At 71.7% G+C, this 23,238-nt stretch carries 20 protein-coding genes; 8 read left to right on the top strand and 12 right to left on the bottom strand.

Annotated elements, in window-relative coordinates; genetic code table 11:
* Positions 1-271: 271 nt before the first annotated feature.
* Genes AOK23_RS40115 through AOK23_RS40125 form a run of 3 tightly spaced genes read right to left on the bottom strand, consistent with a single transcriptional unit; the run spans position 272 to position 2,399 of the window.
* The gene (locus tag AOK23_RS40115) at positions 272-844 is read right to left on the bottom strand and encodes a cob(I)yrinic acid a,c-diamide adenosyltransferase (protein WP_055541031.1); all 573 of its coding nucleotides are present in this window, start codon (positions 842-844) and stop codon (positions 272-274) included.
* Between the two features lie 13 nt (positions 845-857).
* A complete protein-coding gene (locus tag AOK23_RS40120; protein WP_055717353.1) occupies positions 858-1,607 on the bottom strand; it encodes an ABC transporter permease in 750 nt (249 codons plus the stop codon).
* A gap of 9 nt (positions 1,608-1,616) precedes the next feature.
* Positions 1,617-2,399 (bottom strand): ABC transporter ATP-binding protein, encoded by a 783-nt coding sequence (locus AOK23_RS40125; protein WP_055717354.1) that lies wholly within the window; start codon positions 2,397-2,399, stop codon positions 1,617-1,619.
* Positions 2,400-2,488: 89 nt separating this feature from the next.
* Between AOK23_RS40125 and AOK23_RS40130 the strand changes: the two genes are divergently transcribed.
* From AOK23_RS40130 to AOK23_RS40145, 4 genes are all read left to right on the top strand, one after another.
* A complete protein-coding gene (locus tag AOK23_RS40130) occupies positions 2,489-3,130 on the top strand; it encodes a TetR/AcrR family transcriptional regulator (protein ID WP_055717355.1) in 642 nt (213 codons plus the stop codon).
* A 129-nt stretch (positions 3,131-3,259) separates the two neighbouring features.
* Positions 3,260-4,108 carry a 3-hydroxyacyl-CoA dehydrogenase family protein gene (locus AOK23_RS40135; RefSeq protein WP_055717356.1) on the top strand — a complete coding sequence of 283 codons (849 nt, stop codon included), beginning with the start codon at positions 3,260-3,262 and terminating at the stop codon, positions 4,106-4,108.
* 183 nt (positions 4,109-4,291) lie between these two features.
* Positions 4,292-4,615, top strand: a complete 324-nt coding sequence (locus AOK23_RS40140; RefSeq protein WP_009297239.1) for an STAS domain-containing protein — start codon at positions 4,292-4,294, stop codon at positions 4,613-4,615.
* A gap of 301 nt (positions 4,616-4,916) precedes the next feature.
* On the top strand, positions 4,917-7,616 hold the full coding sequence (locus AOK23_RS40145) for an ATP-binding protein (protein ID WP_055717357.1): 2,700 nt from the start codon (positions 4,917-4,919) through the stop codon (positions 7,614-7,616).
* An 86-nt stretch (positions 7,617-7,702) separates the two neighbouring features.
* Here the strand turns inward: AOK23_RS40145 and nucS are convergent, their stop codons facing one another.
* On the bottom strand, positions 7,703-8,383 hold the full coding sequence (gene nucS / locus AOK23_RS40150) for an endonuclease NucS (RefSeq protein ID WP_055717358.1): 681 nt from the start codon (positions 8,381-8,383) through the stop codon (positions 7,703-7,705).
* Positions 8,384-8,731: 348 nt separating this feature from the next.
* Between nucS and AOK23_RS40155 the strand changes: the two genes are divergently transcribed.
* Positions 8,732-9,124 (top strand): SCO5389 family protein, encoded by a 393-nt coding sequence (locus AOK23_RS40155; RefSeq protein ID WP_055717359.1) that lies wholly within the window; start codon positions 8,732-8,734, stop codon positions 9,122-9,124.
* A 175-nt stretch (positions 9,125-9,299) separates the two neighbouring features.
* On the opposite strand, the gene AOK23_RS40160 is transcribed toward AOK23_RS40155, so the two are convergent.
* Positions 9,300-10,328 carry an LLM class flavin-dependent oxidoreductase gene (locus AOK23_RS40160; protein ID WP_055717360.1) on the bottom strand — a complete coding sequence of 343 codons (1,029 nt, stop codon included), beginning with the start codon at positions 10,326-10,328 and terminating at the stop codon, positions 9,300-9,302.
* A gap of 222 nt (positions 10,329-10,550) precedes the next feature.
* Between AOK23_RS40160 and AOK23_RS40165 the strand changes: the two genes are divergently transcribed.
* Positions 10,551-10,892 carry a hypothetical protein gene (locus AOK23_RS40165; protein WP_055717361.1) on the top strand — a complete coding sequence of 114 codons (342 nt, stop codon included), beginning with the start codon at positions 10,551-10,553 and terminating at the stop codon, positions 10,890-10,892.
* Positions 10,893-10,920: 28 nt separating this feature from the next.
* On the opposite strand, the gene AOK23_RS40170 is transcribed toward AOK23_RS40165, so the two are convergent.
* The 7 genes from AOK23_RS40170 to mce all read right to left on the bottom strand — a co-directional run bounded on the left by AOK23_RS40170 (position 10,921) and on the right by mce (position 20,841).
* The gene (locus AOK23_RS40170) at positions 10,921-11,790 is read right to left on the bottom strand and encodes an ABC transporter permease subunit (RefSeq protein WP_055717362.1); all 870 of its coding nucleotides are present in this window, start codon (positions 11,788-11,790) and stop codon (positions 10,921-10,923) included.
* On the bottom strand, positions 11,787-13,046 hold the full coding sequence (locus tag AOK23_RS40175) for an ABC transporter ATP-binding protein (protein WP_055717363.1): 1,260 nt from the start codon (positions 13,044-13,046) through the stop codon (positions 11,787-11,789). Before AOK23_RS40175 ends, AOK23_RS40170 begins: the two co-directional genes overlap by 4 nt.
* 174 nt (positions 13,047-13,220) lie before the next feature.
* The gene (locus AOK23_RS40180; RefSeq protein ID WP_055717364.1) at positions 13,221-13,991 is read right to left on the bottom strand and encodes an ABC transporter permease; all 771 of its coding nucleotides are present in this window, start codon (positions 13,989-13,991) and stop codon (positions 13,221-13,223) included.
* A 2-nt stretch (positions 13,992-13,993) separates the two neighbouring features.
* Complete coding sequence (locus tag AOK23_RS40185; protein WP_055717365.1) at positions 13,994-14,956, bottom strand: ABC transporter ATP-binding protein; 963 nt, start codon at positions 14,954-14,956, stop codon at positions 13,994-13,996.
* 179 nt (positions 14,957-15,135) lie between these two features.
* Complete coding sequence (locus AOK23_RS40190) at positions 15,136-16,074, bottom strand: coiled-coil domain-containing protein (RefSeq protein WP_055717366.1); 939 nt, start codon at positions 16,072-16,074, stop codon at positions 15,136-15,138.
* A 234-nt stretch (positions 16,075-16,308) separates the two neighbouring features.
* Entirely contained in the window at positions 16,309-20,157 is a 3,849-nt protein-coding gene (scy, locus tag AOK23_RS40195; protein WP_055717367.1) for a polarized growth protein Scy, read from the bottom strand.
* Between the two features lie 243 nt (positions 20,158-20,400).
* A complete protein-coding gene (mce, locus tag AOK23_RS40200) occupies positions 20,401-20,841 on the bottom strand; it encodes a methylmalonyl-CoA epimerase (RefSeq protein ID WP_055717368.1) in 441 nt (146 codons plus the stop codon).
* A 148-nt stretch (positions 20,842-20,989) separates the two neighbouring features.
* Here mce and AOK23_RS40205 point away from each other — a divergent pair, with 148 nt between their 5' ends.
* Together AOK23_RS40205 and meaB are read left to right on the top strand one after the other, a co-directional pair.
* Entirely contained in the window at positions 20,990-22,192 is a 1,203-nt protein-coding gene (locus AOK23_RS40205) for an acetyl-CoA C-acetyltransferase (protein ID WP_079049978.1), read from the top strand.
* A gap of 46 nt (positions 22,193-22,238) precedes the next feature.
* The gene (gene meaB, locus AOK23_RS40210) at positions 22,239-23,195 is read left to right on the top strand and encodes a methylmalonyl Co-A mutase-associated GTPase MeaB (protein WP_055717370.1); all 957 of its coding nucleotides are present in this window, start codon (positions 22,239-22,241) and stop codon (positions 23,193-23,195) included.
* The last annotated feature ends 43 nt before the right edge of the window (positions 23,196-23,238 follow it).

Consider the following 23,238-nt stretch of genomic DNA (forward strand, 5'->3'; position numbering starts at 1 on the left):
GCGTCGCTGAGGTCGTTCCAGTGGGCGGCGCTCCGCGCGGCCGGGATCCACGGGCTGGTCGCCCTCGCCTACACGATCTGGCCGAAGAAGGCCCCGGAGGGCGAGAGGGAGACCGCGGAGGAGAAGGAGCGGGCGGGGGTGCGGTAGGGGGTGCGGTGGCGGAGGGCGCGAGGCCGTACGCGCGGTTGTTCGCACGGGTCCCCGCGCCCCTGGGGGTGCTGTGCGGGACTCCCGCAGGACCCCTTCCCGCCGCTCCGGGGGTGTCAGGCGCTCAGCGTTCGCCGCCCGGTACCCACAGGACGTCCCCGACTTCCTGGTTGGCGGCCCTGGCCAGGATGAACAGCAGGTCGGAGAGCCGGTTGAGGTAGGTCGCCGTGAGGGGGTTCATGGTGTCGCCGTGGGCCTCCATGGCGGCCCAGGTCGAGCGTTCGGCGCGGCGGGCGACCGTGCAGGCCTGGTGGAGGAGGGCCGCGCCGGGGGTGCCGCCCGGCAGGATGAACGAGCGCAGCTTCTCCAGTCGCTCGTTGAAGCGGTCGCAGTCGGCCTCCAGCTTGTCGACGTAGAACTGCTCCACGCGCAGGGGCGGGAACTGCGGGTTCTCGACCACGGGCGTGGACAGGTCGGCGCCGACGTCGAAGAGGTCGTTCTGCACGCGGGTGAGGACCTCCACGATCTCCCCGTCCAGCCCGCCCAGTGCGATCGCCGTCCCGATCGCCGCGTTCGCCTCGTTGGCGTCCGCGTACGCCGAGATCCGCAGGTCGGTCTTGGGCACCCGGCTCATGTCCCCGAGGTTGGTGGTGCCCTTGTCGCCGGTCCTGGTGTAGATGCGCGTCAGATTGACCATGTGGCCAGCGTAGTTACGCCCCGGCCGTCCGGAAGACCCGTGTGCCCACCGTCACGGCCAGTGTCGTGAGACCGACCGCGGCGAGGACGCCGTACAGCATGGACGAGGTCGTGTAGAGGCCGACGTAGGCGTCCCGCATCGCGTCCACCAGATAGCGGAACGGGACGAAGCGCGACAGGAGGTCGAGCCAGCCGGGGGCCAGGGACATCGGCAGCATCAGGCCCGACAGGAGCATCGACGGCATCGTCAGGGCGTTCACCGCGGGACCGAACTCGTGCTGTGAGCGGGCCTTCATGGCGAGCGCGTACGACAGCGAGGCGAGCGAGACCGTCAGCAGGGCCACGAAGACGAAGCCGAGGAGGATGCCGGCGAGTGGAGCGCGCAACCCCATGAACAGGGCCGCGATGACGAGCAGCACCGCCTGGAACACGAAGACCGCCGCGTCCCGCAGTACCCGGCCCAGCAGCAGCGCCAGTCGGCTCACCGGGGTGACCCGCATCCGTTCGACCACGCCGGACTGCTTCTCCAGGATGATCATGAAGCCGGAGAAGGAGGCCCCGAAGAGGCTGAGCTGGAGCAGCAGTCCCGGCACGAGCACCTGCCAGGAACTGCCGCGCGAGCCGAGCGGGAGGCCGGTGAGCAGCGGGCCGAAGAAGAGCAGGTACAGCAGCGGCATGAGCACGCCGAACAGCATCGCGAAACGGGAGCGCAGGGTCTGGCGCGCGTAACGCCCGAAGACCAGCGCCGTGTCGTGCAGAAGCATCGGGGAGTCCTATACGGCTACGGGTGCGGAGTCGGCCGGGGCGGGACCGCGGCCGGTGATGGCGAGGAAGGCGTCCTGGAGCGAGGCGTCGATCGACCCGGCGTAGCGGAGCTTGAGCGCGCTCGGGGTGCCGTCGGCCACGATCCGCCCGTCGTCGACCACGACGAGCCGGTCGGAGAGGGCGTCCGCCTCGTCGAGGTAATGGGTCGTCAGGAAGACCGTGGTGCCGTGCTCGTCGCGCAGCCTGCGCACCAGGTCCCACAGGTCGGCGCGGCTGCCGGGGTCGAGTCCCGTCGTCGGTTCGTCGAGGAACAGCACCCGCGGTCGATGGGTGAGCGCCATGGCGATGTCGAGACGGCGGCGTTGGCCGCCGGAGAGCGCGGCGCACTTGCGGTCGAGCAGCTCCGTCAGGTCGAGGTCCTGGGCCAACTCCTCGGCCCGACGTACGGCCTGTTCCTTCGTCAGTCGGTAGAGCCGCCCCTGGGTGACGAGTTCCTCCCGCACGGTGATCTGCGGGTCCACCCCGCCCGACTGCGCCACATAGCCGCAGGCCCGGCGGACCCCGGCCGGGTCGTCCACCAGGTCGTGGCCCGCGACCGTGGCCGCGCCGCCGGTCGGGGGCAGCAGGGTCGTGAGCATCCGCAGGGTGGTGGTCTTCCCGGCGCCGTTCGGGCCGAGGAAGCCGAGGATCTCGCCGGAGCGGACGGTGAGGTCGATTCCGCGCACGGCCTCCACGGGGCCGCGCTTCGTCTGGAAGGTACGGGCCAGACCGGCCGTACTGATGATGGGCATGGCCCCAGAAAAACAGAGTCCCTTAAATTTTGCAATGGCCCCAACTTTTCAGAGACTCCAATGATCAAGAGGGTGCCTAGGATGGGGTCATGGCGGAGGGGCTCAGGGAGCGCAAGAAGCGCGAGACGCGGCAGCGGATCTCGGACATCGCCACCGGCCTGTTCCTGGAGCACGGCTTCGTGACGGTGACGATGGCGGACGTGGCCGACGCGGCCGACGTCTCGGTGAACACCGTCTACAACTACTTCCCCTCCAAGGAGGACCTCTTCTTCGACCGCAGCGCGGGCATCGTCGAGCGCCTCGGCCGCTGGGTGCGCGGCCGCGGCCCGGGCGAGTCGGCCGTCGCGGCCGTCCTGCGGGAGCTGCGCGCCGAGGTCGAGGCCGTCTCGCCGCACGTCGGCCTGATGCTGGGGTACGACCGCTTCATGAGCGTCATCCACGAGGCGCCCGCGCTGCGCTCGAGGCTGTGGAGCATCCAGCAGGAGATCCAGGACAACCTGGAGAAGGTCCTCCGTGAGGAGACCGGCGCACCGGCCGACGACTCCGCGCCGACCCTGATCGCCGGTCAGATCAACTGGGTCCACCAGACGACGATGGCCGTCATCGGCCGTCGCATGCTCGCCGGGCACAATCCGGACGAAGTCTCCCGAGAGGTGCTTCTCCTCCTGGACGACATGGAGGGCCTGTTGAGCGACACGGTGCTCAACTACGCCGTCCGCCCCTCCGCGTGAGCGCTGCCGGTGTGATGTCCGTCCATTGAGACGTGACTCGCATTACTAAGCGGTCACACAGCCCCTCACGACCGCTAGTGTCCGCCCGAGAGGCAATACATCAACAGCGCGTACCAGGGGAGTCGCACAGTGGCACGGAAGCTCGCCGTCATCGGAGCCGGACTCATGGGGTCCGGTATCGCCCAGGTGTCCGCGCAGGCGGGCTGGGACGTCGTCCTGCGCGACGTCACCGACGAGGCGCTGGACCGTGGCATCGGCGGCATCACCGCCTCGTACGACAGGTTCGTCGGCAAGGGCAAGTTGACGGCCGAGGACGCCGAGGCGGCGCTGGGGCGGATCACCGCCACCACCGACCTCGATGCGGCGGCCGACGCGGACATCGTCGTCGAGGCCGTCTTCGAGAAGCTCGAAGTGAAGCACGAGATCTTCCGGACGCTCGACAAGGTCGTCCGCGAGGACGCCGTGCTCGCCTCCAACACCTCCGCCATCCCGATCACCAAGATCGCGGCCGTGACGGAGCGCCCGGAGCGCGTCGTCGGCACCCACTTCTTCTCGCCCGTCCCGATGATGCAGCTCTGCGAACTGGTCCGCGGCTACAAGACGAGCGACGAGACGCTCGCCACCGCCCGGGAGTTCGCCGAGTCCGTCGGCAAGACCTGCATCGTCGTCAACCGCGACGTCGCCGGCTTCGTGACGACCCGTCTGATCTCCGCGCTGGTCGTCGAGGCCGCGAAGCTGTACGAGTCGGGCGTCGCCACCGCCGAGGACATCGACCTCGCCTGCAAGCTGGGCTTCGGCCACGCGATGGGACCGCTGGCCACCGCCGACCTGACGGGCGTCGACATCCTGCTCCACGCCACCAGCAACATCTACACCGAGTCCCAGGACGAGAAGTTCGCCCCGCCGGAGCTGATGCGCCGGATGGTGGACGCCGGTGACATCGGCCGCAAGAGCGGGCAGGGCTTCTACAAGCACTGACGCCGACATGCGCGTCACGCGCGGTACTTGCCGCCCAGGTGAACGCACGAGCCTCCAGGGCATCACCCCTTGAGGTGAATTCGGTATCGGTTCGCTCACAGACGGCAACCTGACGGTGTCAAACGCCGTCAGACGTTGCATCACCCAGATCACGGAGTACGAGACGCACTCACGGGAGCGCTTATGTACATCAGGGGCGACCACGCCGAGCTGGTCGTCGGGGGCCGCCTCGACGTACGCAGCGCGGCGGACGCCCGTACGGTCCTGCACTCGGCCGTCGACGACGGAGCCGGCGACCTGGTGCTCGACCTGTCAGAGCTGGACTCCTGGGACGCCACCGGACTCGGCGTGATCATGGGAGCCCACCGGCGGGCGGGACGGTGCGGAAGGCGGCTGGTGCTGCGCGGTGTACCGCCGCAGATGCAGCGGCTGCTGGTGGCCACGCGACTGCACCGCATCCTGGCGATCGAGGGCGGCATCGGCCTGGAGTCACTGCCCCGGGTGTGAACAGACGTACGGCTTCGTACGTATGGCTGCGTGTACACGGGACACTCGGTCGTCATGCCTGCTCCCGGGGGCCGTGCGGACTATGGGGGCGAAACGCACCACACGCCCAATTCTCACGAGACTGTGATGTCTCGGGCGGCGCGGTACCCCGGACTGTCGGAGATACTGTGCGAAGGTTTAGGGTTCGGCTGCCCGCTGCCAGCAACCCTCGAGCGGGTTCCGGACCAGAAGCGACAGCGCGGTGTGCGGCAAGGCCGGGAGGGGCTCCAGCACACGAGACGCTTTTGGGGGGCTAGAACCTATGGACCCGACTAACCGGGCATCCGACGAGCACGGCCACGACGACGCACAGGCACCCGGCAGGCGCCCGCCCCGCGAGGCGCTGTCCCAGGACTTCGACCGGCATGCCCCGGCGCTCGCCCGCACCGTCCAGCTGGTCTCGGGCGACTTCCTGCTCACCGTCAACCCCGTGGACGGCAGTGAGATAGAGAACTGCCCGCCGGGCGAGCTGCCCGCCCGACCCGAGAAGCACGCCCCGGCCGAGCGCGCCGAGATCGACCGCGCCGCCCGGCCCTCGGTGCCTCCGGGCCCCGCCCTGCCCAAGCTGCCCCTGCTCCAGCGGGACGACGAGCGGGGACGGCTGGTACGGCTGCTCGCGCGCGGCCGCTCCGTCCGTCTCACCGGCGCCCCCGGCTCGGGCCGCACCACGCTCCTCGACGCCGTCGCCGGGGACTGCGCCGACCTCGCGCCCGACGGTGTCGTCCGGCTCTCCGGATTCCGGCGCACCGCGGACGACCTGCTCCACGCCCTGTTCGCGACCGTGCACAGCGCGCCCGCGCACCGGCCCGGCCGTGAGCAGTTCCTCGCGCTCGTGCGGGAGATCGGCGCGGTCGTGGTCCTGGACGACCTGGAGTTCGGCGGCGCCGAGCTGGACGACCTGCTCGACGCGACCCCCGAGTGCGCCTTCCTGATCGCGGCCACCCCCGACACGCCCCTGCCGTCGTCCGACGCGCCCTTGGAGGAGATCGTCCTCGGCGGCTTCGACCGGGCGGGCAGCCAGGAGCTGCTGGAGCGCGCCGTCGGACGCGACCTCACCGAGGACGAGTCGAACTGGGCGGGCGACCTCTGGTTCGAGTCCGAGGGGCTGCCGCTGCGGTTCGCCCAGGCCGGGGCGTTGCTCCGGCAACGGGACCGGCAGCGGGCCGGCGAGGACGCCGTCGACGAGTTCGGGGTCTTCCAGGAGGCGCCGCCGGCCGACATGCCCTTCGAGTCGGCCGAGGACGGGCACGACGTACCGCTGCCCTCGCTCGCCGAGGGCGCCGCGCCCGCCGCGCTGCTCGCCTCCCGGCTGAGCGCGTCGGCGCGCGAGACCCTGCGGTTCGCGGTCGTCCTCGGCGGCGAGGTCCCGCACCAGGCGCATCTGCCCGCTCTCGTGGGCGACACCCACGCCGACGCCGCCCTCGGCGAACTGGTCGCGTGCGCCCTGGTCACCCCGGTCGGCGCCCGCTACCGGCTCGCGGCGGGCGTGCGGACCCAGCTGGAGGCCGCCGGATACGGCGACGGAGCCGAGGACAGGGCCCGTACCGCCGCCCAGCACTACGCCTGGTGGGCCGGGCACCCGTCGGTCACCCCCGAGCGGGTCTCCGCCGAGGCGGACGCCCTGCTCGCCGCGCTCACCGCCCTCGTGCCGCTCACCTCGCCCTCCGAGGACGAGGAGGGAAGCGTCGCCGTGCGGCTCGCCCGGCAGGCGGCGCCCGCGTTCGCCGCGGGCCTGCACTGGAACGCCTGGGAGCGGGCGCTCCGGGCGGGCGTCGAGGCGGCCCGCCTCGCCGAGGAGGCCGGCGAGCAGGCGTACTTCCACCACGAGCTCGGTGTCCTCGCACTGTGCCGCGGCCGGCTCGACGAGGCCCGCGCCGAGCTGGAGGCGTCCATCGGGCTGCGCGGCATCCTCGCCGACAAGCGCGGCACCGTCGCCGGCCGCAGGGCCCTCGCCCTGGTCGCCGACCGCTCCGGGGCGACCCCGCCCGGCGGGCGCACGGCGGCGGGGGAGGAGGTGCCCGACGCCCGGCACGAGGAGTCGGCCGCACCGCCCGGCGGAGTGCCCTCCGGATACGTCCCGGCCGCCTTCGGCACGGCCGCCGGCCCGACCCTGTCGACGGGGGAGTCCACCCTCGTCCAGCGCACGGGTGGCGGCTCGCCCGCCCACAAGGGTGGTGTGCTCAAGAGCTTCGTCGGCGGCGCCCGGCGCAACCTGGTGGCCGCGGGGGCGGGCGCCCTGCTCGCCGCCGTGCTCGGCACCGTGGTGACCCTCGGCGCGACCTCCGACAAGAACAACACCCCGGCCGAGCGGATCGGCGTCAACCCCTCCGCCAGTGAGGGCGCCGACGACGGCGGCCTCGGCGCCGACCGCGCCAAGCAGGGCGAGGGCGACGACGGCCCCGGAGTGCTCCCCGAGCCGAGCGATCCCGGCCCGGACGGGACGTACGGCACGGCTGACGACCCGACGCCCAGCGAGTCGGCGAAGCCGTCGAAGGACGGCAAGCCGTCGCCCTCCGAGTCGTCCGGTTCGTCGGACGGCGGCACGAGCGGGGGCGGCTCCTCGGGCGGGTCCGGCAGCGGCTCCGACGGCGGGACGACCGGCGGGAGCAACGGAGGGACGACCGGCGGCGACACGGGCGGTGCGGACGGCGGTACGTCCGACGGCGGGACCACCACGGGCGGGACCACCGGCGGTACGGACGGCGGTACGACGGACGGCGGGACCACCACGGGTGGAACCACCGGTGGTACGGACGGCGGCACCACCGGCGACACCACGGGCGGTGCGGACGGCGGCACCACCGGGGGCACCACGGACGGCGGGACGACCACCGACGGAACGACGGGCGGGGCCGACGGCGGGACGACCGCCGGGACCACGGGCGGCACCGCGCCGTCCAACAGCGTCTCGGCGAGCGCCTCGGAGAGCGGTCCCGAGACACCCGGCGGCGCCCCCGCCTGACGTTCCGACCACCAGGTCACGGAGAACAAATCACGGAGAAAGGGCCGGGTCCGTTCCGCGGACCCGGCCCCTCGTCGTGAAATGGCTCAGAACAGCCGCAGCTTGTCGTCCTCGATACCGCGCAGGGCGTCGTAGTCCAGGACCTGGCAGTCGATGCCCCGGTCGGTGGCCAGCACCCGGGCCTGGGGCTTGATCTCCTGCGCGGCGAAGACACCGCGGACCGGCGCCAGATGCGGGTCGCGGTTCAACAGCTCCAGGTAGCGGGTGAGTTGCTCGACACCGTCGATCTCGCCGCGCCGCTTGATCTCCACCGCGACGGTCGCGCCGGCGGCGTCCCGGCACAGGATGTCCACCGGGCCGATGGCCGTCATGTACTCACGGCGGATGAGGGTGTAGCCCTCGCCCAGGGTCTCGATGCGGTCGGCGAGCAGCTCCTGGAGGTGCGCCTCCACCCCGTCCTTGATCAGACCGGGGTCGACACCCAACTCGTGCGAGGAGTCGTGGAGGACCTCCTCCATGGTGATGATGAGCTTCTCGCCCGCCTTGTTGATGACGGTCCAGACGGCAGGCGTGCCGTCCGGGTCCCCCGCGTCCTCCTTCAAGGTGCACGGCGGCGACATCCAGTTGAGGGGCTTGTAGGCCCGGTCGTCCGCGTGGATCGAGACGCTGCCGTCCGCCTTCACCAGGATCAGACGGGGGGCCGAGGGGAGGTGGGCGGTGAGCCGGCCCGCGTAGTCGACGGAGCAGCGGGCAATGACGAGACGCATGGTCGGCAACGCTACTCGACGGCGGTGGGTGCGCGCGATTCGACCGCCATGACGACCCCGCCTCCGCCCCAGCCTGTCCGGCCCCCGTCGCCCTCCGTCACACGACCCCGCGCCCGCGCAGGGGCCGCCGGCGTCCCGTGGCATGTGCCGCTGTCAACTCCTGTTCGGCATTGGCTGATTGTGAGCGTCTCGGGTGGGGTCGGTGCGCGCAATCTCCTGGTGCGGTCACGTTCGGTTGCTTACCGTAGAAACGGGAGGTCGCGAACCATGCACTCTGCGTGTTCGGTAACGCGAACCCCGGCCCTGTCCGTCAACCCCTTTTGTAGTGGGGGTGCGAGAGGAGTACCCATGTCGCTCGACGTCTCACCGGCCCTACTCGAACAGGCCGAGCGAGGCGAGGTCGACGAAGCCGCCTTCGTCGACTGCGTCCGGACCTCCCTGCCCTACGCGTGGGAGATGATCAGCTCCCTGGTGGTCCAGCTGAAGGTCGAAGGCGGAGAGTTCGCCGACAACCAGACGCCCCCGCCGGACGAGCAGGCGCGCGGGCAGCTGCTGCGCGCGCTCGCCAGCGACGCGATTCGCGGCGCCCTGCAGCGGCACTTCGGTGTACGGCTGGCCTTCCAGAACTGCCACCGGGTGGCGGTGTTCCCGCAGGACCCGTCCGTGGACGACAGGCTCGCCCGCTTCACCTCGATCCGGGGCCAACTCCTCAACCAGTCCCCGGAACTCCGGGACTGCTGAGGCGATGAGGCAGCACGGCTTGCCGCTCCAACCGGGGGAGGTGCGTCAGTAGAGCGGGGCGGCAAGCTACCCGGCACGACATGGCACCGCACGACATGGCACCGCACGACATGGCACGACACCGCACCACACCGCACGGCACTGCACGAAACGGCACCGCACGGCACGGAACGGCTCAGCCGAGGTGAGGCAGCACCTCGGCACCGAGTCGCCGTACGTTCTCCTCCGTCGCCACCAGGTCGCCGGAGCCCTCGACGAGCAGGGCGAAGCGGGAGATGCCCGTGCGCTCGCTCGTCGCCGAGAGCCGGTCCACGCACAGTCGCGGCGTCCCCACCGGGTGGAGCCCGCAGAGCAGTTCGGTGTACGCCACCGGGTCCCGCATGGTGCGGACGCGGCCGTCGACGGTCACATGGGCGTCCAGGCCCTGCTTCAGCCAGCCCGGCATCGCCTTGGTGAGCGCCTCCACGGCGTCGGTGCGCCGGTCCGCGATCTGGCAGACGCCGGCCGACACATGGGCCGCGCCGGCGATCTCCTCCGGTGACCGGCCCGCGGCCCGGGCGCAGCTGCGCCACATCGCCACCATCTCCGCCTTCTCCTCGTCCCCGACGTGCATCCCGAGGAGCATCGAGAGCCCCTGCTCGGCCGCCAGTCGTACGCTCGCCGGTGAGGTGCAGGCGACCACGACCTCGGGGCCGGGCGTCTCGTCCAGGTCCTCCGAGGGCCTCGGCACGACGGGGACCTCACGGAAGCTGAATCGTTCCCCCGCGGCGGAGACCGAGGGTTCCCGCAGCCAGCGCAGCAGCAGGTCGAGTGATTCCGGGAACCCTTTCTCGTACGCGTGCAGTCCGGCGCCGAAGACCTCCAGGTCCACCCAGGGCCCGCCGCGTCCGACACCCAGCGAGAAGCGTCCCCCGGACGTCACGTGCAGCAGGGCGGCCTGCTCGCCCAGGGCCACGGGATGGACGGTGGGCAGCACGCTGACCGCCGTGCCGACGCGGATCCGCCGGGTGCGCCCCAGCAGTAGCGCGGCGAGGGTGATCGCCGACGGGCACGTCCCGTACGGCACGAAGTGGTGCTCGGCCAGCCAGACCGAGTCCAGCCCCGCCTCCTCGGCCACGTCCGCGGTCCGTACCGCCCGGTGGAGAGCCTCTCCCTGTCCCTGGCCGGGGAACTGGGCTCCCAGTACAAATGTTCCTACACGCATCGCACTTCCTGCTTCCTCGGCTCCGACTCGGGAGCTCCCCCACCCGGCATAACCCTCTGACACGTGCCGAAGACACGGCCTGGCGGCGAGATTTGCCGATTGTCTGCAGAATGCTGCGAGCGGAGGGCGTTCTGAGGTGATTGGTGCCGTACGCCTACCCCCACCGGGCCCGCGTAGGCTGGACACCAACCCTGCTCCCTGTATAGCCCCGTGAGGTGTCCCGTGTCCCCGCGTCGCAACCGTCCCAAGGGCGATGGCCGGTCGGGTCCGTCGGCTCGGAGCGCCGACGAGGACCGTGCGGACCGGTACGGCGGCTGGCAGTCCAGTGAGCCCTGGCAGGGCGAGGAGTGGAGCGTGCGCCATGTGGCGGGCGCGAGCACGGCGGGCAAGACCTACCGGTGCCCCGGCTGCGACCAGATGATCCCCTCCGGGGTCCCGCACGTCGTCGCCTGGCCCGAGCACTCGGGCGTCGACGAACGGCGCCACTGGCACAAGGCCTGCTGGAACGCTAAGGACCGCCGCACCACGCGGGTGCAGCGGTCCCGTAACGCACCGAGGTTCTGAGCGCCGACTCCGGGCGCCCGCCCGGCGGTTACACGTCCCGCTTCTCCAACACGGCGAACGCGCCGGCGAACGCGGCGGCCACCAGGCCCAGCATGATCCACAGCGGGTCCCAGCCGGACGGGGCGGAGGCGCCGAGTTCGGCACCGTAGAAGACGCCGAGCTGGCTCGGGATCGAGTAGTTGAGCAGGAACTCCTGCACGTCCCGCAGCGACTCCGCGAACATGAAGATCGCGATGACGAGCGGCGCGAGGAACACACCCAGCATGATGGTGATCGCGCCCGCCGAGTGACGGATCAGCGAGCCGATGAGCAGCGACAGCAGGCCGAACAGCGCGAGGAACAGACTCACGCCGACGGTCGCCTTGAGCCACTGCTCGCCGCTCGGGTCCGCCGCGTTGCTGCCCTCCAGGATCGCCACCTGGAGGAAGGCGACGAGCGAGGTGGTCACCAGGGTGATCGTGAAGGCGAGCGCGAAGAACACGATCGCCTTGGCGGCCAGCACCCGGCTGCGGCTCGGGCACGCGGTCAGCGTGGTCCGGATCATGCCGGTGCCGTACTCGGAGGCGGTGGTCAGCACGCCGAGCGTGATGAGGCAGACGCTGCCGAGCATCACACCGAACAGGCCGAGCCCGAGGGGGGACTCGCCCTCCAGGTTCATGTCCGCGGACGCGGCGATGACGGCGAACAGCAGACCGAGGCCGAGCAGGAGGAAGACGAAGACACCCAGGGTCCACATCGTCGAGCGCACGGACTTGATCTTCGTCCACTCGGAGACGATCGCGTGCCCGAGGTGCGTGCGCACCACCGGGATCGGCGAGGTGTACGACGTGCCCGGCGCGCCCTGCCAGGGGGCGGCGGCCGGCTGCTGCGGGGCGAGTTGCGGCTGGGGCGTGCTCATCGGGCGTCCTCGGACTTGGTCAGATCGGCGGCGGGCGCGGGCGCGGCGGCCGGCGCGGCAGGGGCGGCGGGCGTGGCGACCGGCTGGACCGGGGCCTGGGGCGCGGCCTGGGCGTACGGGTTCGGCTGCGGCGCGCCCGGAGCCGGAGCGGGCGCGGCGCCGGGCGCCGGAGCCCCGTACGGGCCGGCCGGCGGCTGGCCCTGCGGCGGCGCGAACTGCTGGCCGCCCTGTTGCGGCGGCGCCGGCGGCGCGTACCAGCCGGGCTGGCCCTGGCCCGGAACCGGCATCGGCGGCTGCGCGCCGGGCGGCAGCGGCTGCTGGAGCCCGGCCTTCTGGTCGATCGTCGAGCGGTAGTCGACGGCGCCCTGCGTCATCCGCATGTACGCCTCCTCCAGCGACGCCTGGTGCGGGGACAGTTCCCACAGTCGTACGTCGACGTCGTGCGCGAGGTCGCTGATGCGGGGCAGCGGCAGACCCATGACCCGCAGCGCGCCGTCCTGCTCGGGCAGCACCTGGCCGCCCGCCCCGGTCAGCGCGGACGTCAGCTTCTCGCGCAGCTGCGGCTCGGTGTCCGGGGTCCGGACCCGCGCGAAGTCGGCGGAGTTCGCCGAGATGAAGTCCTTGACGCTCATGTCGGAGAGCAGCTGGCCGCGCCCGATCACGATCAGGTGGTCGGCGGTCAGGGCCATCTCGCTCATCAGGTGCGAGGACACGAAGACCGTACGGCCCTCCGCGGCGAGCGCCTTCATCAGGTTGCGCACCCAGAGGATGCCCTCGGGGTCGAGGCCGTTGACCGGCTCGTCGAAGAGCAGCACCTGGGGGTCGCCGAGCAGGGCGGCGGCGATGCCGAGCCGCTGGCCCATGCCGAGGGAGAAGCCCTTGGAGCGCTTCTTGGCCACGTCCTGGAGGCCGACCACGCCGAGCACCTCGTCCACCCGGCGGGCCGGGATGCCCGACAGCTGGGCCAGGGACAGCAGGTGGCTGCGGGCGGACCGGCCGCCGTGCACCGCCTTGGCGTCGAGCAGGGCACCGACCTGGCGGGCGGCGTTCGGCAGCTTGCGGTACGGGTAGCCGCCGATCGTCACCTGCCCGGAGGTGGGGTTGTCCAGGCCGAGGATCATGCGCATCGTCGTCGACTTGCCGGAGCCGTTGGGCCCCAGGAAGCCGGTGACGGCCCCCGGCCGCACCTGGAAGGAAAGGTTGTACACGGCTGTCTTCGCGCCATAGCGCTTAGTCAGGCCGACTGCCTCGATCATGCTCCGCACCCATCGAACGGTTCAGGACGTCTCGTCTCAGGACGTCGGGGCGCACGCCCCCGTAAGGGTTAGGAGCTTATCCGGGCCTTGACGGTTCCGCTCAAGAGTAAGTAAAACCGCGCAGGTCACGGGGTCGCCGACTTGGCATGTACGTATCGCCTGGTCAGACCTCGGTCACGCGTCGCGCTTCTTCAGCGACAGGAACCCGCCGAGCAGCGCCGCCAGCACCCACAGCGCCATGATCCCGAGGCCGCCCCAAGGCCCGTACGGGGTGTCGTCGTCCACCGGGGTGACCACGCGCATGATGCTGCTGCCGGCCTGGTCGGGCAGATAGCGGCCGACCTTCTCGGTGGCGCCGACGTTGCCCAGGATGTTGGAGATCAGGAAGAAGAACGGCATCAGGATGCCGAGCGACAGCATTGGGCCGCGGAGCATCGCCGCGACCCCCATGGAGAACACCGCGATCAGCGTCATGTAGAGCCCGCCGCCGACGACCGCGCGCAGCACGCCCGGATCACCGAGGGCGGCCCGGTGCTCCCCGAGCATCGCCTGTCCGAGGAAGAACGTCACAAAGCTGGTCGCGAGTCCCACTCCGAACGCGAGTGCGGTCGCCACCGCCAGTTTGCTGAAGAGGAAGGTGCCCCGCTGCGGCACCGCCGCGAGAGAGGTGCGGATCATCCCGGTGCTGTACTCGTTCGACACCACCAGCACCCCGAACACGATCATCGCCAGCTGGCCGAGGCTCATCCCCGCGAAGCTCACGAACGTCGGATCGAAGGAGAGCCGCTCCGCACGGCTCAGGTTGTCGAACTCGTGCCGGGACAGCAGCGAGATGAGGATGCCGAGCGCGACGGTGACGACCACCGCGAGGGACAGTGTCCACACCGTGGACGCCACCGACCGGATCTTGGTCCACTCCGACCGTACGACCTGTGCGGCGGCCATGCTCAGCCCTCTCCCGTCCAGTCCTCGCCCCACGCCCGGGCCGCGGGAGCGTCCCCGGTCCCGGAGTGGGCGTGGTACTCCACCGACTCGGCCGTCAGCCGCATGAACGCCTCCTCCAGCGAGGCCTGCTGCGGGCTCAGCTCGTGCAGGACGACCTGGTGCCGGGCCGCCAGCTCCCCGATGTGCTCGGCCTTGCCGCCGTCCACCTCGAACGCGCCGTCACCCGTCCGCACGACGGTGATCCCGGCCGCCGCCAGCACATCGGACAACTGCTCGGGCTGCGGGGTGCGGACGCGCACGTACGCGCGTGAGTTCCGCTGGATGAAGTCGGCCATGGAGGTGTCGGCGAGCAGCCGCCCCTGCCCGATCACGACCAGGTGGTCGGCGGTCAGGGCCATCTCGCTCATCAGGTGGGATGACACGAACACCGTCCGGCCCTGGGCGGCCAGCGACTTCATCAGGGTGCGGATCCAGTGGATGCCCTCGGGGTCGAGTCCGTTGACCGGCTCGTCGAACATCAGGATCCGCGGGTCGCCGAGGAGGGCGCCCGCGATGCCGAGCCGCTGCCCCATGCCGAGGGAGAAGCCCTTCGCCTTCTTCCGGGCGACCGGGGTGAGCCCCACTGTGTCCAGCACCTCGTGCACCCGCGCCCGGGGGATCCCGTTGCTCTGCGCGAGGCACAGCAGATGGTTGAACGCGCTCCGCCCGCCGTGCACGGCCTTGGCGTCGAGCAGCGCGCCGATGTACGTCAGCGGGTCCTTGAGCCGGTCGTAGTGCGTGCCGTCGATCCGTACGTCCCCCGCGGTCGGCCGGTCGAGTCCGAGGATCATCCGCATCGTCGTCGACTTCCCCGCGCCGTTCGGCCCGAGAAAGCCCGTCACCATGCCGGGCCTGACCGCGAAGGAGAGGTTGTTGACGGCCACCTTCTCCCCGTACCGCTTGGTCAGCCCCTCGAGCTCGATCATGCGGCCACGCTAGAACGGGCCCGGGGCACCTGCCACCGGACGCTTGCACCCGCCACCGGACGCTTGCACCTGCCACCGGGGCACCCCGCGCCCGACACCCCCGCACACCGAAGGGCTCGCACCCCCGAAGGGGATGCGAGCCCTCAAGAACCCACGGCCGACGCCGTCACACAGCGGTGTTACCGGGTCTGCTGCGCCGGAACACCCCGGGAGATCGGCTCGTCGTCGGTCGCCGGCGTGCCCGCCGCGGCGACGGCCGCACCCGTGAGCGTCGCCAGCATCTCGCGCACGTTCGTCAGCTGGGCGTTGATGGAGTCGCGGCGGTTGGTGAGCGCCGCCAGCTCGCGCTCGGATTCCGAACGGATCCGGTCGGCCTTGGCGTTCGCGTCCGCGACGATGTCCTCGGCCTGACGCTGCGCGGTCTCCACTGTCTGGCGGGCGCGGCGCTCGGCGTCGGTGCGCAGCTTCTCCGCCTCCAGACGGAGCTGCTCCGCGCGGTGCTCGATCTCCGCGAGGCGCTTCTCGGCCTTCTGCTGCCGCGAGGCCAGGTCACGCTCGGACTGCTCACGCCGCTTGGCGAGGTTCGTCTCGAAGTCGGCGGCGGCCTGCGCGGCCTTGGCGCGGGTCTCCTCGAAGAGGGCGTCCGCCTCCTCGCGCTTGGACTGCGCGTCCTTCTGCGCCTCCTGGCGCAGCTGCGAGGCGTCGCTCTTGGCCTTCTCGACGATCCGGACACCCTCGTCCTCCGCCTTGGCCTTGCGGTCCGCGGCGAACGACTCGGCGTCGTTGCGCACCTGCTGGGCCGCCGACTCGGCGAGCTCCCGGTGCTGCTCCGAAGCGCGACGGGCCTCCTCCCGCAGGTCCTTCGCCTCCTCCTCGGCGAGGCGGAGGATCTTCTCGACGCGGGCGCCGAGACCGGCGTAGGACGGCTCGGCGTCGGTGACCGCGGCCTGGGCGTTCTGCGTCTCGAGGTGGAGCTCCTCGATGCGCTTCTCGAGGGCGGTGATGCGGGCGAGAGCGGAGTCACGGTCGGAGACGAGCTTGGAGATACGTTCGTCCACCTGAGCGCGGTCGTATCCACGCCGCACAAGCTCGAAGCCGTAGGGGGAAGTGTCGCTCATGGGGTTCCTGTCGAATGAGACCGGTGAGGTGATAGGGGAATCCTAGGGGGCGAAGCGGCGTGTCATCGAGCGGATGCACGTTTGATCTGGAGAATGACACCCCTTTTGAGTGGCCGACCATCGGAATACTTGCCAGAAACTTTGCATCAAGGCCCTGGCAAGCACAGGAAGAACACAAATGGGTGTCTGGTGGGCCGGGCGGCGCGGGACCATACCCGCAACAGCCCGACTCCGCTAGCCGTCTGACGGCTTGCCACCCGATCGGGTAGCACCCGCCGCGGCACCCGCCTTGACTCCACCGTCCTTGCCGCCCGACGGGGCCTCAAAAGACTCCAACGCCTCCAGCACGTCCTGGACACGGGAGATCTCCGCATTGATGTCCTCGCGGCGCCGGACAAGCACCTCGAGTTCCCGCTTGCCCTCCTCGACCGTACGGCGGGCCTCGCGGATCGCCTCGGCCTTCAGTTCCTCGGCCTCACGGATGAGCGTGGACTTCTTCTGCTCCGCCTCCTTCAGAAGACCCTCGGCCTTCTTCACGGCGGCGATACGCACCTTGCCCGCCTCGGAGTTCGCCTCGGAAACGAGCTCCTTGGCCTTCGCCTGAGCCTTCTCCAACTGCTCCTCGGCGGCCTTGATCAGCGCGTCGCAACGGTCGCCGGCGGATTTCATCGTCTCGGCCGACTCACGGCGGGCCCGCTCGTGCAGCGCCTCGATCTCCGAGGTGATCCGCTCGCGCAGTTCCTCCGCCCGCTCCCTTATGGCGGTCGCGTCCCGGCGCGCGCCGACGAGCAGCTCGTCGGCGTCCTGGCGGGCCCTCTCCACCGTGGTGTTGCCCTCCACGGTCGCCGTGGAGATCAGCCGGTCGGCCTCCGTGCGGGCCGCGCCCACCATGGAGTCGGCCTGCGCCTCGGCGTCCGCGGTGGTCTTCAGCGCCTGCTTCTGCGCCTCCGCGAGCAGCTTGTCGGCCTCCGCCGCGGTCTCCGTGATGAGCGTGTCGACCTGCTCGGCGGCCTCCGAGCGCCGCTTGTTGGCGTCCTTGCGGGCCTCGTCGAGCGTGCGGTCGGCCTCCTCGCGGGCGGCCGACGTGAGCCGCTCGGCCTCCGCCTCCGCCTCGGACCTGACCCGCTCGGCCTCGTGCCGGACACGCTCGGCGTGCTGCCGCGCGGAACCGACCGTCTCGGCGGCCTCGGCCCGCAGCCGCTCCGCGTCGTCGGTCGCCTCGGAGATCAGCTGCTCGGCCTGGGCGACGGACTCCGCCCGGACCCGCTCGGCCTCCTCGTTGGTCTCCCGCGTCAGCCGCTCCGCCTCGGCGGTCACCTCGGTGATGAGGGTGTCGGCCTGCGTCGCCGCGTCCGACCGGATGCGGTTGGCGTCCTCACGGGCCTCGGCACGGGTACGCGTGGCGTCCTGGTCGGCTCGCGCGATGGTGTCCGAGGCCTCCGTACGGACCCGCTGGGCGTGCTCGGACGCCTCCGAACGGACCCGCTCCGCCTCGGCGATCGCCTCCGCGACCGTGCGCTCCGCGAGCGACTTCGCCGCGTCCGTCTCCTCACGGGCCTCACGGCGCACCCGGTTGGCGTCGTCGGTGGCCCGCTCCCGCTCCGCGTAGGCGTCGGCGCGGACCCGGTCCGCCTCCTCCTCGGCCTCCCGGCGCGTACGGTCCGCCGCGTGCTCCGCCGCGTTGCGCAGCCCGGCGATCTCCTCCTGGGCCTGCTCGTGCAGCCCGGCGACGGAGTCCCGCACCTGCTGGGCGTGCTGCTCGGCGGCCGACACCATCTCCGTGGCCCGCCGCTCGGCCTCCTCGACCAGCCGTACGGCCTCGGTCTCGGCCTCCTCCACGCGCTTGCGCGCCGAGGCCAGCAGCTCCTCGCTCTGCTCGCGGGCCCGCCGACGCTCCTGGTCCGCCTCCTGGCGGGCGGCGCCGAGCAGTTCCTCGGCCTCGCGGCGGCGCCGGGCGGCCTCCTCCTGCGCGGCGGCCAGCGTCTCCGACGCCTCCGCGGCGAGCCGCTCGGCGGCGGCCTGCGCCTCGGCCCGTACCCGGTCCGCGGTGTCCTGCGCCTCCGACTTCAGCCGCTCCGCCTCGGCCGCGGCCTCCGACCGCAGACGTACGGCGACGGCCTCGCCCTCGGCCCGCGACGCGGACGCGTCCGATGCGGCCTCGTCCCGCAGCCGCTCGGCCTCGGCCTCGGCCTGCGCCTGGAGCGTACGGATGCGCTCGGCGGCCTCGGTGCGCAGCCGGTCGGCCTCCTCGGCGGCCTCGCGGCGGATCCGCTCGGCCTCGGCGCGGGCGTCGGTGAGCGCCTCCTCGGCGGAGGTGAGCCGCTGCTCGGCGTCCGTGTGCAACCGGGCCAGCCCCTCGGCGGCCTCCGCCTCACGGGTCGCGATGCCCCGCTCGGCCTCCTCGCGCAGCTCACGGACGGCGCGCTCGGCGTCGGCCTTCAGCTCCTCGGACTGCTCCTCGGCCTCGGCGCGGTGCCGCTCGGCCTCCTTGCGGGTGCGCTCCAGCGTCTCCTCGGCCTGGCGGCGCAGCGCCGAGGCGCGCTCGATGGCCTCGGTGCGGACCTTCTCGCTGTCCGCGGTGGCCGTCTGCCGCAGCTCGTCCGCGTCCGCCTTCGCCTTGGCGAGCAGCTCCTCGGCGGTCTTGGCCGCCTCCTCGATCTGCTGGACGGCCTCACGGCGGGCCTCGGACCGGATCCGCTCGCCCTCCGCGACCGCGTCGGCCCGAAGCTGCTCGGCCTCGCCGCGCAGCCGGCGCGCCTCCTCCTGCAGCTCGACGGTCTTGGCGCGGTACTCCTTGGTGTCGTCCTTCGCCGCGCCCTTGAGCTCCTCGGCGAGGTCGTGCGCCTCGGCCCGCAGCCGGTCCGCCTCGGCCTCGGCCTCCTTGCGGATCCGGTCGGCCTCCTCGGCGGCGGCCTTGGTGGTCCTGCGGGCGTCCTCGGACGCCTTGTTCAGCACGTCCTCGGCGGTCTTCGCCGTCTTGGCGAGCTGGGAGGCGGACTCCTCCGCGGTGAGCGAGCGGGCCTTCTCGGCCGCCTCGGCGAGCAGCTTCTCCGCCTCGGCCTTGGCGTCCGCGACGGCTTCCTCGGCGGCCGCCTTGGTGGCCTCGGCGTCCTTCGTGGCCTCCTCGACCAGCCGGGCGACCTGCTCCTTGGCCGTACGGGTGCGCTGCTCGTTGGTCGACTCGGCGGTGGAGAGGGCCTTGGCCGCGTTCTCCTTGGCCTCGGTGACCAGCTTCTCCGCCTCGGCCCGCGCCTCGCGCAGCGCCGTCTCGGCCTCCGCCATGCGCTGCTCGGCGGCCCGGCTCAGCTCGGCGGCCTGGCGGCGGGCGCTGTCCGACTCGGTGGCGGAGGAGGAGCGCAGCTGCTCGGCGTGCTCGGTGGCCTCCTGGGCCTGCGTGGACGCCGCGTTCAGCAGCCGCTCGGCCTCGGCGCGGGCGCGGCGCAGGATCTGGTCGGCCTCCGAGCGGGCGGCCTCGGAGTCGCTCTGGAGGCGCTGGCGGGCCTCGTTGATGAGCCGCTCGGCCTCGGCGCGGGCGGCGGCCAGCGCCTGCTCGGCCTCGGCGCGGGACTCGTCGACGAGCCGGCGGGCCTGCTGCTCGGAGCGGGCCCGCAGCTGCTCGGCCCACGCCACGTTCTCGTTGACGTGGGACTCGACGGTCTGGCGGCGCTCGGACAGCTCCTGGTCGAGCTGCTGGCGGCGGGTGACCGCCTCCTGGTGCAGCTCCGCCTGGAGGCGCGCGGCCTGCTCGGCGTGCTCCTGGAGGATCCGCTGGGTCTGCGCCCGGGCCTGGCTCAGCTCGCGCTCGGCGTCGGCGCGCAGCTGGTCGGCCTGCATCTGGGCCTGGCGCAGCATCTGCTCCGCCTGGTACCCGAGGTCGGCGCCGTCGTAGGCGGGCCGGGACATGAGGGTGCGGCGCGCCTCGTGCAGCTTGGCGCGCAGCACCTCGACCTGGTAGCCGAGGTCCTCGGCGTGCTGGATCGCCTTTTCCCGCTCGGTCTTCAGCCGCTCCATCTCGGCCTCGAACCGAGAGAGGTGGTCGACGTCAGCCGCCGGCTCTCGCTCCTGGCGTTCGTAGCCCCGCACTGCGCGGTCCCATCCGTCCCCTGGTCGCAACCTCTGGCAAACGAGCTCCGTCCAACCGGCGAACGGGGCCCCCGGGGAATGGTGTCAGATCAACGGCGGAGCACGGGCTACCGCCCTCACCCTCGTCCCCCGAAACCTGGACCCCGGCCCATGAGTCCCGTCGTCGGAAGGCGGCAGGACCCGGGCCGTCGCCCGGTGAAGGGGACGGCCGCCCCCAACCCTACCGGCCCATATGTACGGGGGTCAGTGCTCAGGTGACTCAACTGGCGCCGAAGTGACCAGTTCTGTCAGTACTCCATGACAATCCTTCGGGTGCAGGAACGTGATCCGTGACCCCATGGAACCGCGTCGCGGCTCCTCGTACAGGACGCGTACGCCCTTGTCCTTGATCGAGGCGGCGTCGGCGTCCACATCCGCCGTACCGAAGGCGATGTGGTGCACCCCCTCGCCGTTCTTCGCCAGCCACTTGGCGACGGTGGAGTCCTCGCGGGTCGGCTCCAGGAGCTGCAGGTAGGAGGCGCCGCCGTCGTCCGTGCTGTTGATCTTGAGCATGGCCTCGCGCACGCCCTGCTCCTCGTTGACCTCGGAGTGGAACACCTCGAAGCCGTAGGTGGCACGGTAGAACTCGACGGTCTTGTCGAGGTCGAAACAGGCGATCCCGATGTGGTCGATTCGCGTCAGCATGGTGTCAGTGCAGCGCGCATCGAGCGGTTACGCAACGTGCCAGCGATCACACTCACCGCCGGGTGACGGCACGGAGTGCCACTCAGTACATTCGAAGTAAACCCTCGTTCACTCCTCGGCCGTACAGGCTGGAAGGGGATCGCACCTCATGACTGGAACGAACGGCAGGACCTCGGTGATCGTCGCGGGCGCGCGTACGCCCATGGGGCGGTTGCTCGGTTCGCTGAAGTCCTTCTCCGGAGCCGACCTCGGTGGCTTCGCGATCAAGGCCGCCCTCGACCGTGCGGGGATCGGTGGCGACCAGGTGCAGTACGTGATCATGGGCCAGGTGCTCCAGGCCGGGGCAGGGCAGATCCCGGCGCGCCAGGCCGCGGTCAAGGCGGGCATCCCGATGAGCGTGCCCGCCCTCACGATCAACAAGGTGTGTCTGTCGGGTCTGGACGCCATCGCGCTCGCCGACCAGCTGATCCGCGCCGGCGAGTTCGACGTGGTCGTCGCCGGCGGCCAGGAGTCCATGACCAACGCCCCGCACCTGCTGCCGAAGTCCCGTGAGGGCTACAAGTACGGGGCGATCCAGATGCTCGACGCGATGGCGTACGACGGGCTGACGGACTCCTTCGAGGGCATCGCCATGGGCGAGTCCACCGAGAAGCACAACACCCGCCTCGGCATCCTCCGCCCGGAGCAGGACGAGTTCTCCGCCCTGTCCCACCAGCGGGCGGCCGCCGCGCAGAAGAACGGCGTCTTCGACGCGGAGATCACCCCCGTGGAGATCCCGCAGCGCAAGGGCGAGCCGGTCGTCTTCAGCCAGGACGAGGGCATCCGGGGCGAGACCACCACGGAGTCGCTGGGCAAGCTGCGCCCGGCCTTCGCCAAGGACGGCACGATCACCGCGGGCTCCGCCTCGCAGATCTCCGACGGTGCCGCCGCCGTGGTCGTGATGAGCAAGGAGAAGGCCGAGGAGCTGGGCCTCCAGTGGCTCGCCGAGATCGGCGCCCACGGGAACGTCGCGGGACCGGACAACTCGCTGCAGTCGCAGCCGTCCAACGCGATCCAGCACGCCCTGAAGAAGGACGGCCTGGACGTGGCGGACCTCGACCTCATCGAGATCAACGAGGCCTTCGCGGCGGTCGCCGTACAGTCAATGAAGGACCTCGGGGTGTCCCCGGAAAAGGTGAATGTCAACGGCGGTGCCATCGCCCTCGGCCACCCGATCGGCATGTCCGGCGCCCGTCTCGTCCTCCACCTCGCGCTGGAGCTGAGGCGGCGCGGCGGCGGTGTGGGCGCGGCCGCGCTGTGCGGCGGCGGCGGTCAGGGTGACGCGCTGATCGTGCGGGTACCCAAGGCCTGAGGCCTTCCCCTCCCAGGTGTACGTGGCTGTTCGGAACGGAGCTGTGATGCAGGACGTCCCCACGCTGGTGGCCCAGGCCAGGGAAGGGCGGCCGCGTGCCGTCGCCCGGCTGATCTCCCTGGTGGAGGGGGCGTCCCCGCAACTGCGCGAGGTGATGGCGGCGCTGGCCCCGCTGACCGGCGGGGCGTACGTCGTCGGTCTGACCGGATCGCCCGGCGTGGGCAAGTCCACGTCCACGTCGGCGCTGGTCACCGCGTACCGGAAGGCCGGCAAGCGGGTCGGCGTCCTGGCGGTGGACCCGTCCTCGCCGTTCTCCGGGGGCGCGCTGCTCGGCGACCGCGTCCGGATGTCGGAGCACGCCTCCGACCCCGGCGTCTACATCCGCTCCATGGCGACCCGCGGCCACCTCGGCGGCCTCGCCTGGGCAGCGCCGCAGGCGATCCGCGTCCTCGACGCGGCGGGCTGCGACGTGGTGCTGGTCGAGACGGTCGGTGTCGGCCAGTCGGAGGTGGAGATCGCCTCCCAGGCCGACACGTCCGTGGTGCTGCTGGCGCCCGGCATGGGCGACGGCATCCAGGCGGCCAAGGCCGGGATCCTGGAGATCGGTGACGTCTACGTCGTCAACAAGGCCGACCGCGACGGCGCCGACGCGACCGCGCGCGAGCTGAACCACATGCTCGGGCTGGGGGAGACGCGGGGCCCCGGGGACTGGCGGCCGCCGATCGTCAAGACGGTCGCGGCACGGAGCGAGGGCGTCGACGAGGTCGTCGAGGCGCTGGAGAAGCACCGGGCGTGGATGGAGGAGCGCGGGGTGCTCGCGGAGCGGCGGCGGGCCCGGGCCGCGCGCGAGGTCGAGACGATCGCGGTGACCGCGCTGCGGGAGCGGATCGGGGACCTCCATGGAGACCGCCGCCTCAGCGCTCTCGCGGAGCGGATCGTGGAGGGGGTGCTGGACCCCTATCGGGCGGCCGACGAGTTGGTGGCCGGTCTGACGGAGGGGTGAGGGCGCGCAGCGACTTGGGGCCGCGGGGTGCGTGGGCGGGTGC

The organism is Streptomyces torulosus (genome assembly GCF_001419765.1).
Lineage (GTDB): Bacteria > Actinomycetota > Actinomycetes > Streptomycetales > Streptomycetaceae > Streptomyces > Streptomyces torulosus.

What these genes read in the sequence shown, in the direction of transcription:
- AOK23_RS40190 (WP_055717366.1), bottom strand. Translation starts at nt 16,074, where the DNA reads ATGAGCGACACTTCCCCCTACGGCTTCGAGCTTGTGCGGCGTGGATAC.
- AOK23_RS40180 (WP_055717364.1), bottom strand. Translation starts at nt 13,991, where the DNA reads ATGGCCGCCGCACAGGTCGTACGGTCGGAGTGGACCAAGATCCGGTCG.
- nucS (WP_055717358.1), bottom strand. Translation starts at nt 8,383, where the DNA reads ATGCGTCTCGTCATTGCCCGCTGCTCCGTCGACTACGCGGGCCGGCTC.
- AOK23_RS40160 (WP_055717360.1), bottom strand. Translation starts at nt 10,328, where the DNA reads ATGCGTGTAGGAACATTTGTACTGGGAGCCCAGTTCCCCGGCCAGGGA.
- AOK23_RS40145 (WP_055717357.1), top strand. Translation starts at nt 4,917, where the DNA reads ATGGACCCGACTAACCGGGCATCCGACGAGCACGGCCACGACGACGCA.
- AOK23_RS40185 (WP_055717365.1), bottom strand. Translation starts at nt 14,956, where the DNA reads ATGATCGAGCTCGAGGGGCTGACCAAGCGGTACGGGGAGAAGGTGGCC.
- AOK23_RS40115 (WP_055541031.1), bottom strand. Translation starts at nt 844, where the DNA reads ATGGTCAATCTGACGCGCATCTACACCAGGACCGGCGACAAGGGCACC.
- AOK23_RS40125 (WP_055717354.1), bottom strand. Translation starts at nt 2,399, where the DNA reads ATGCCCATCATCAGTACGGCCGGTCTGGCCCGTACCTTCCAGACGAAG.
- AOK23_RS40170 (WP_055717362.1), bottom strand. Translation starts at nt 11,790, where the DNA reads ATGAGCACGCCCCAGCCGCAACTCGCCCCGCAGCAGCCGGCCGCCGCC.
- AOK23_RS40155 (WP_055717359.1), top strand. Translation starts at nt 8,732, where the DNA reads ATGTCGCTCGACGTCTCACCGGCCCTACTCGAACAGGCCGAGCGAGGC.
- AOK23_RS40130 (WP_055717355.1), top strand. Translation starts at nt 2,489, where the DNA reads ATGGCGGAGGGGCTCAGGGAGCGCAAGAAGCGCGAGACGCGGCAGCGG.
- AOK23_RS40140 (WP_009297239.1), top strand. Translation starts at nt 4,292, where the DNA reads ATGTACATCAGGGGCGACCACGCCGAGCTGGTCGTCGGGGGCCGCCTC.
- mce (WP_055717368.1), bottom strand. Translation starts at nt 20,841, where the DNA reads ATGCTGACGCGAATCGACCACATCGGGATCGCCTGTTTCGACCTCGAC.
- AOK23_RS40120 (WP_055717353.1), bottom strand. Translation starts at nt 1,607, where the DNA reads ATGCTTCTGCACGACACGGCGCTGGTCTTCGGGCGTTACGCGCGCCAG.
- meaB (WP_055717370.1), top strand. Translation starts at nt 22,239, where the DNA reads ATGCAGGACGTCCCCACGCTGGTGGCCCAGGCCAGGGAAGGGCGGCCG.
- AOK23_RS40175 (WP_055717363.1), bottom strand. Translation starts at nt 13,046, where the DNA reads ATGATCGAGGCAGTCGGCCTGACTAAGCGCTATGGCGCGAAGACAGCC.
- AOK23_RS40205 (WP_079049978.1), top strand. Translation starts at nt 20,990, where the DNA reads ATGACTGGAACGAACGGCAGGACCTCGGTGATCGTCGCGGGCGCGCGT.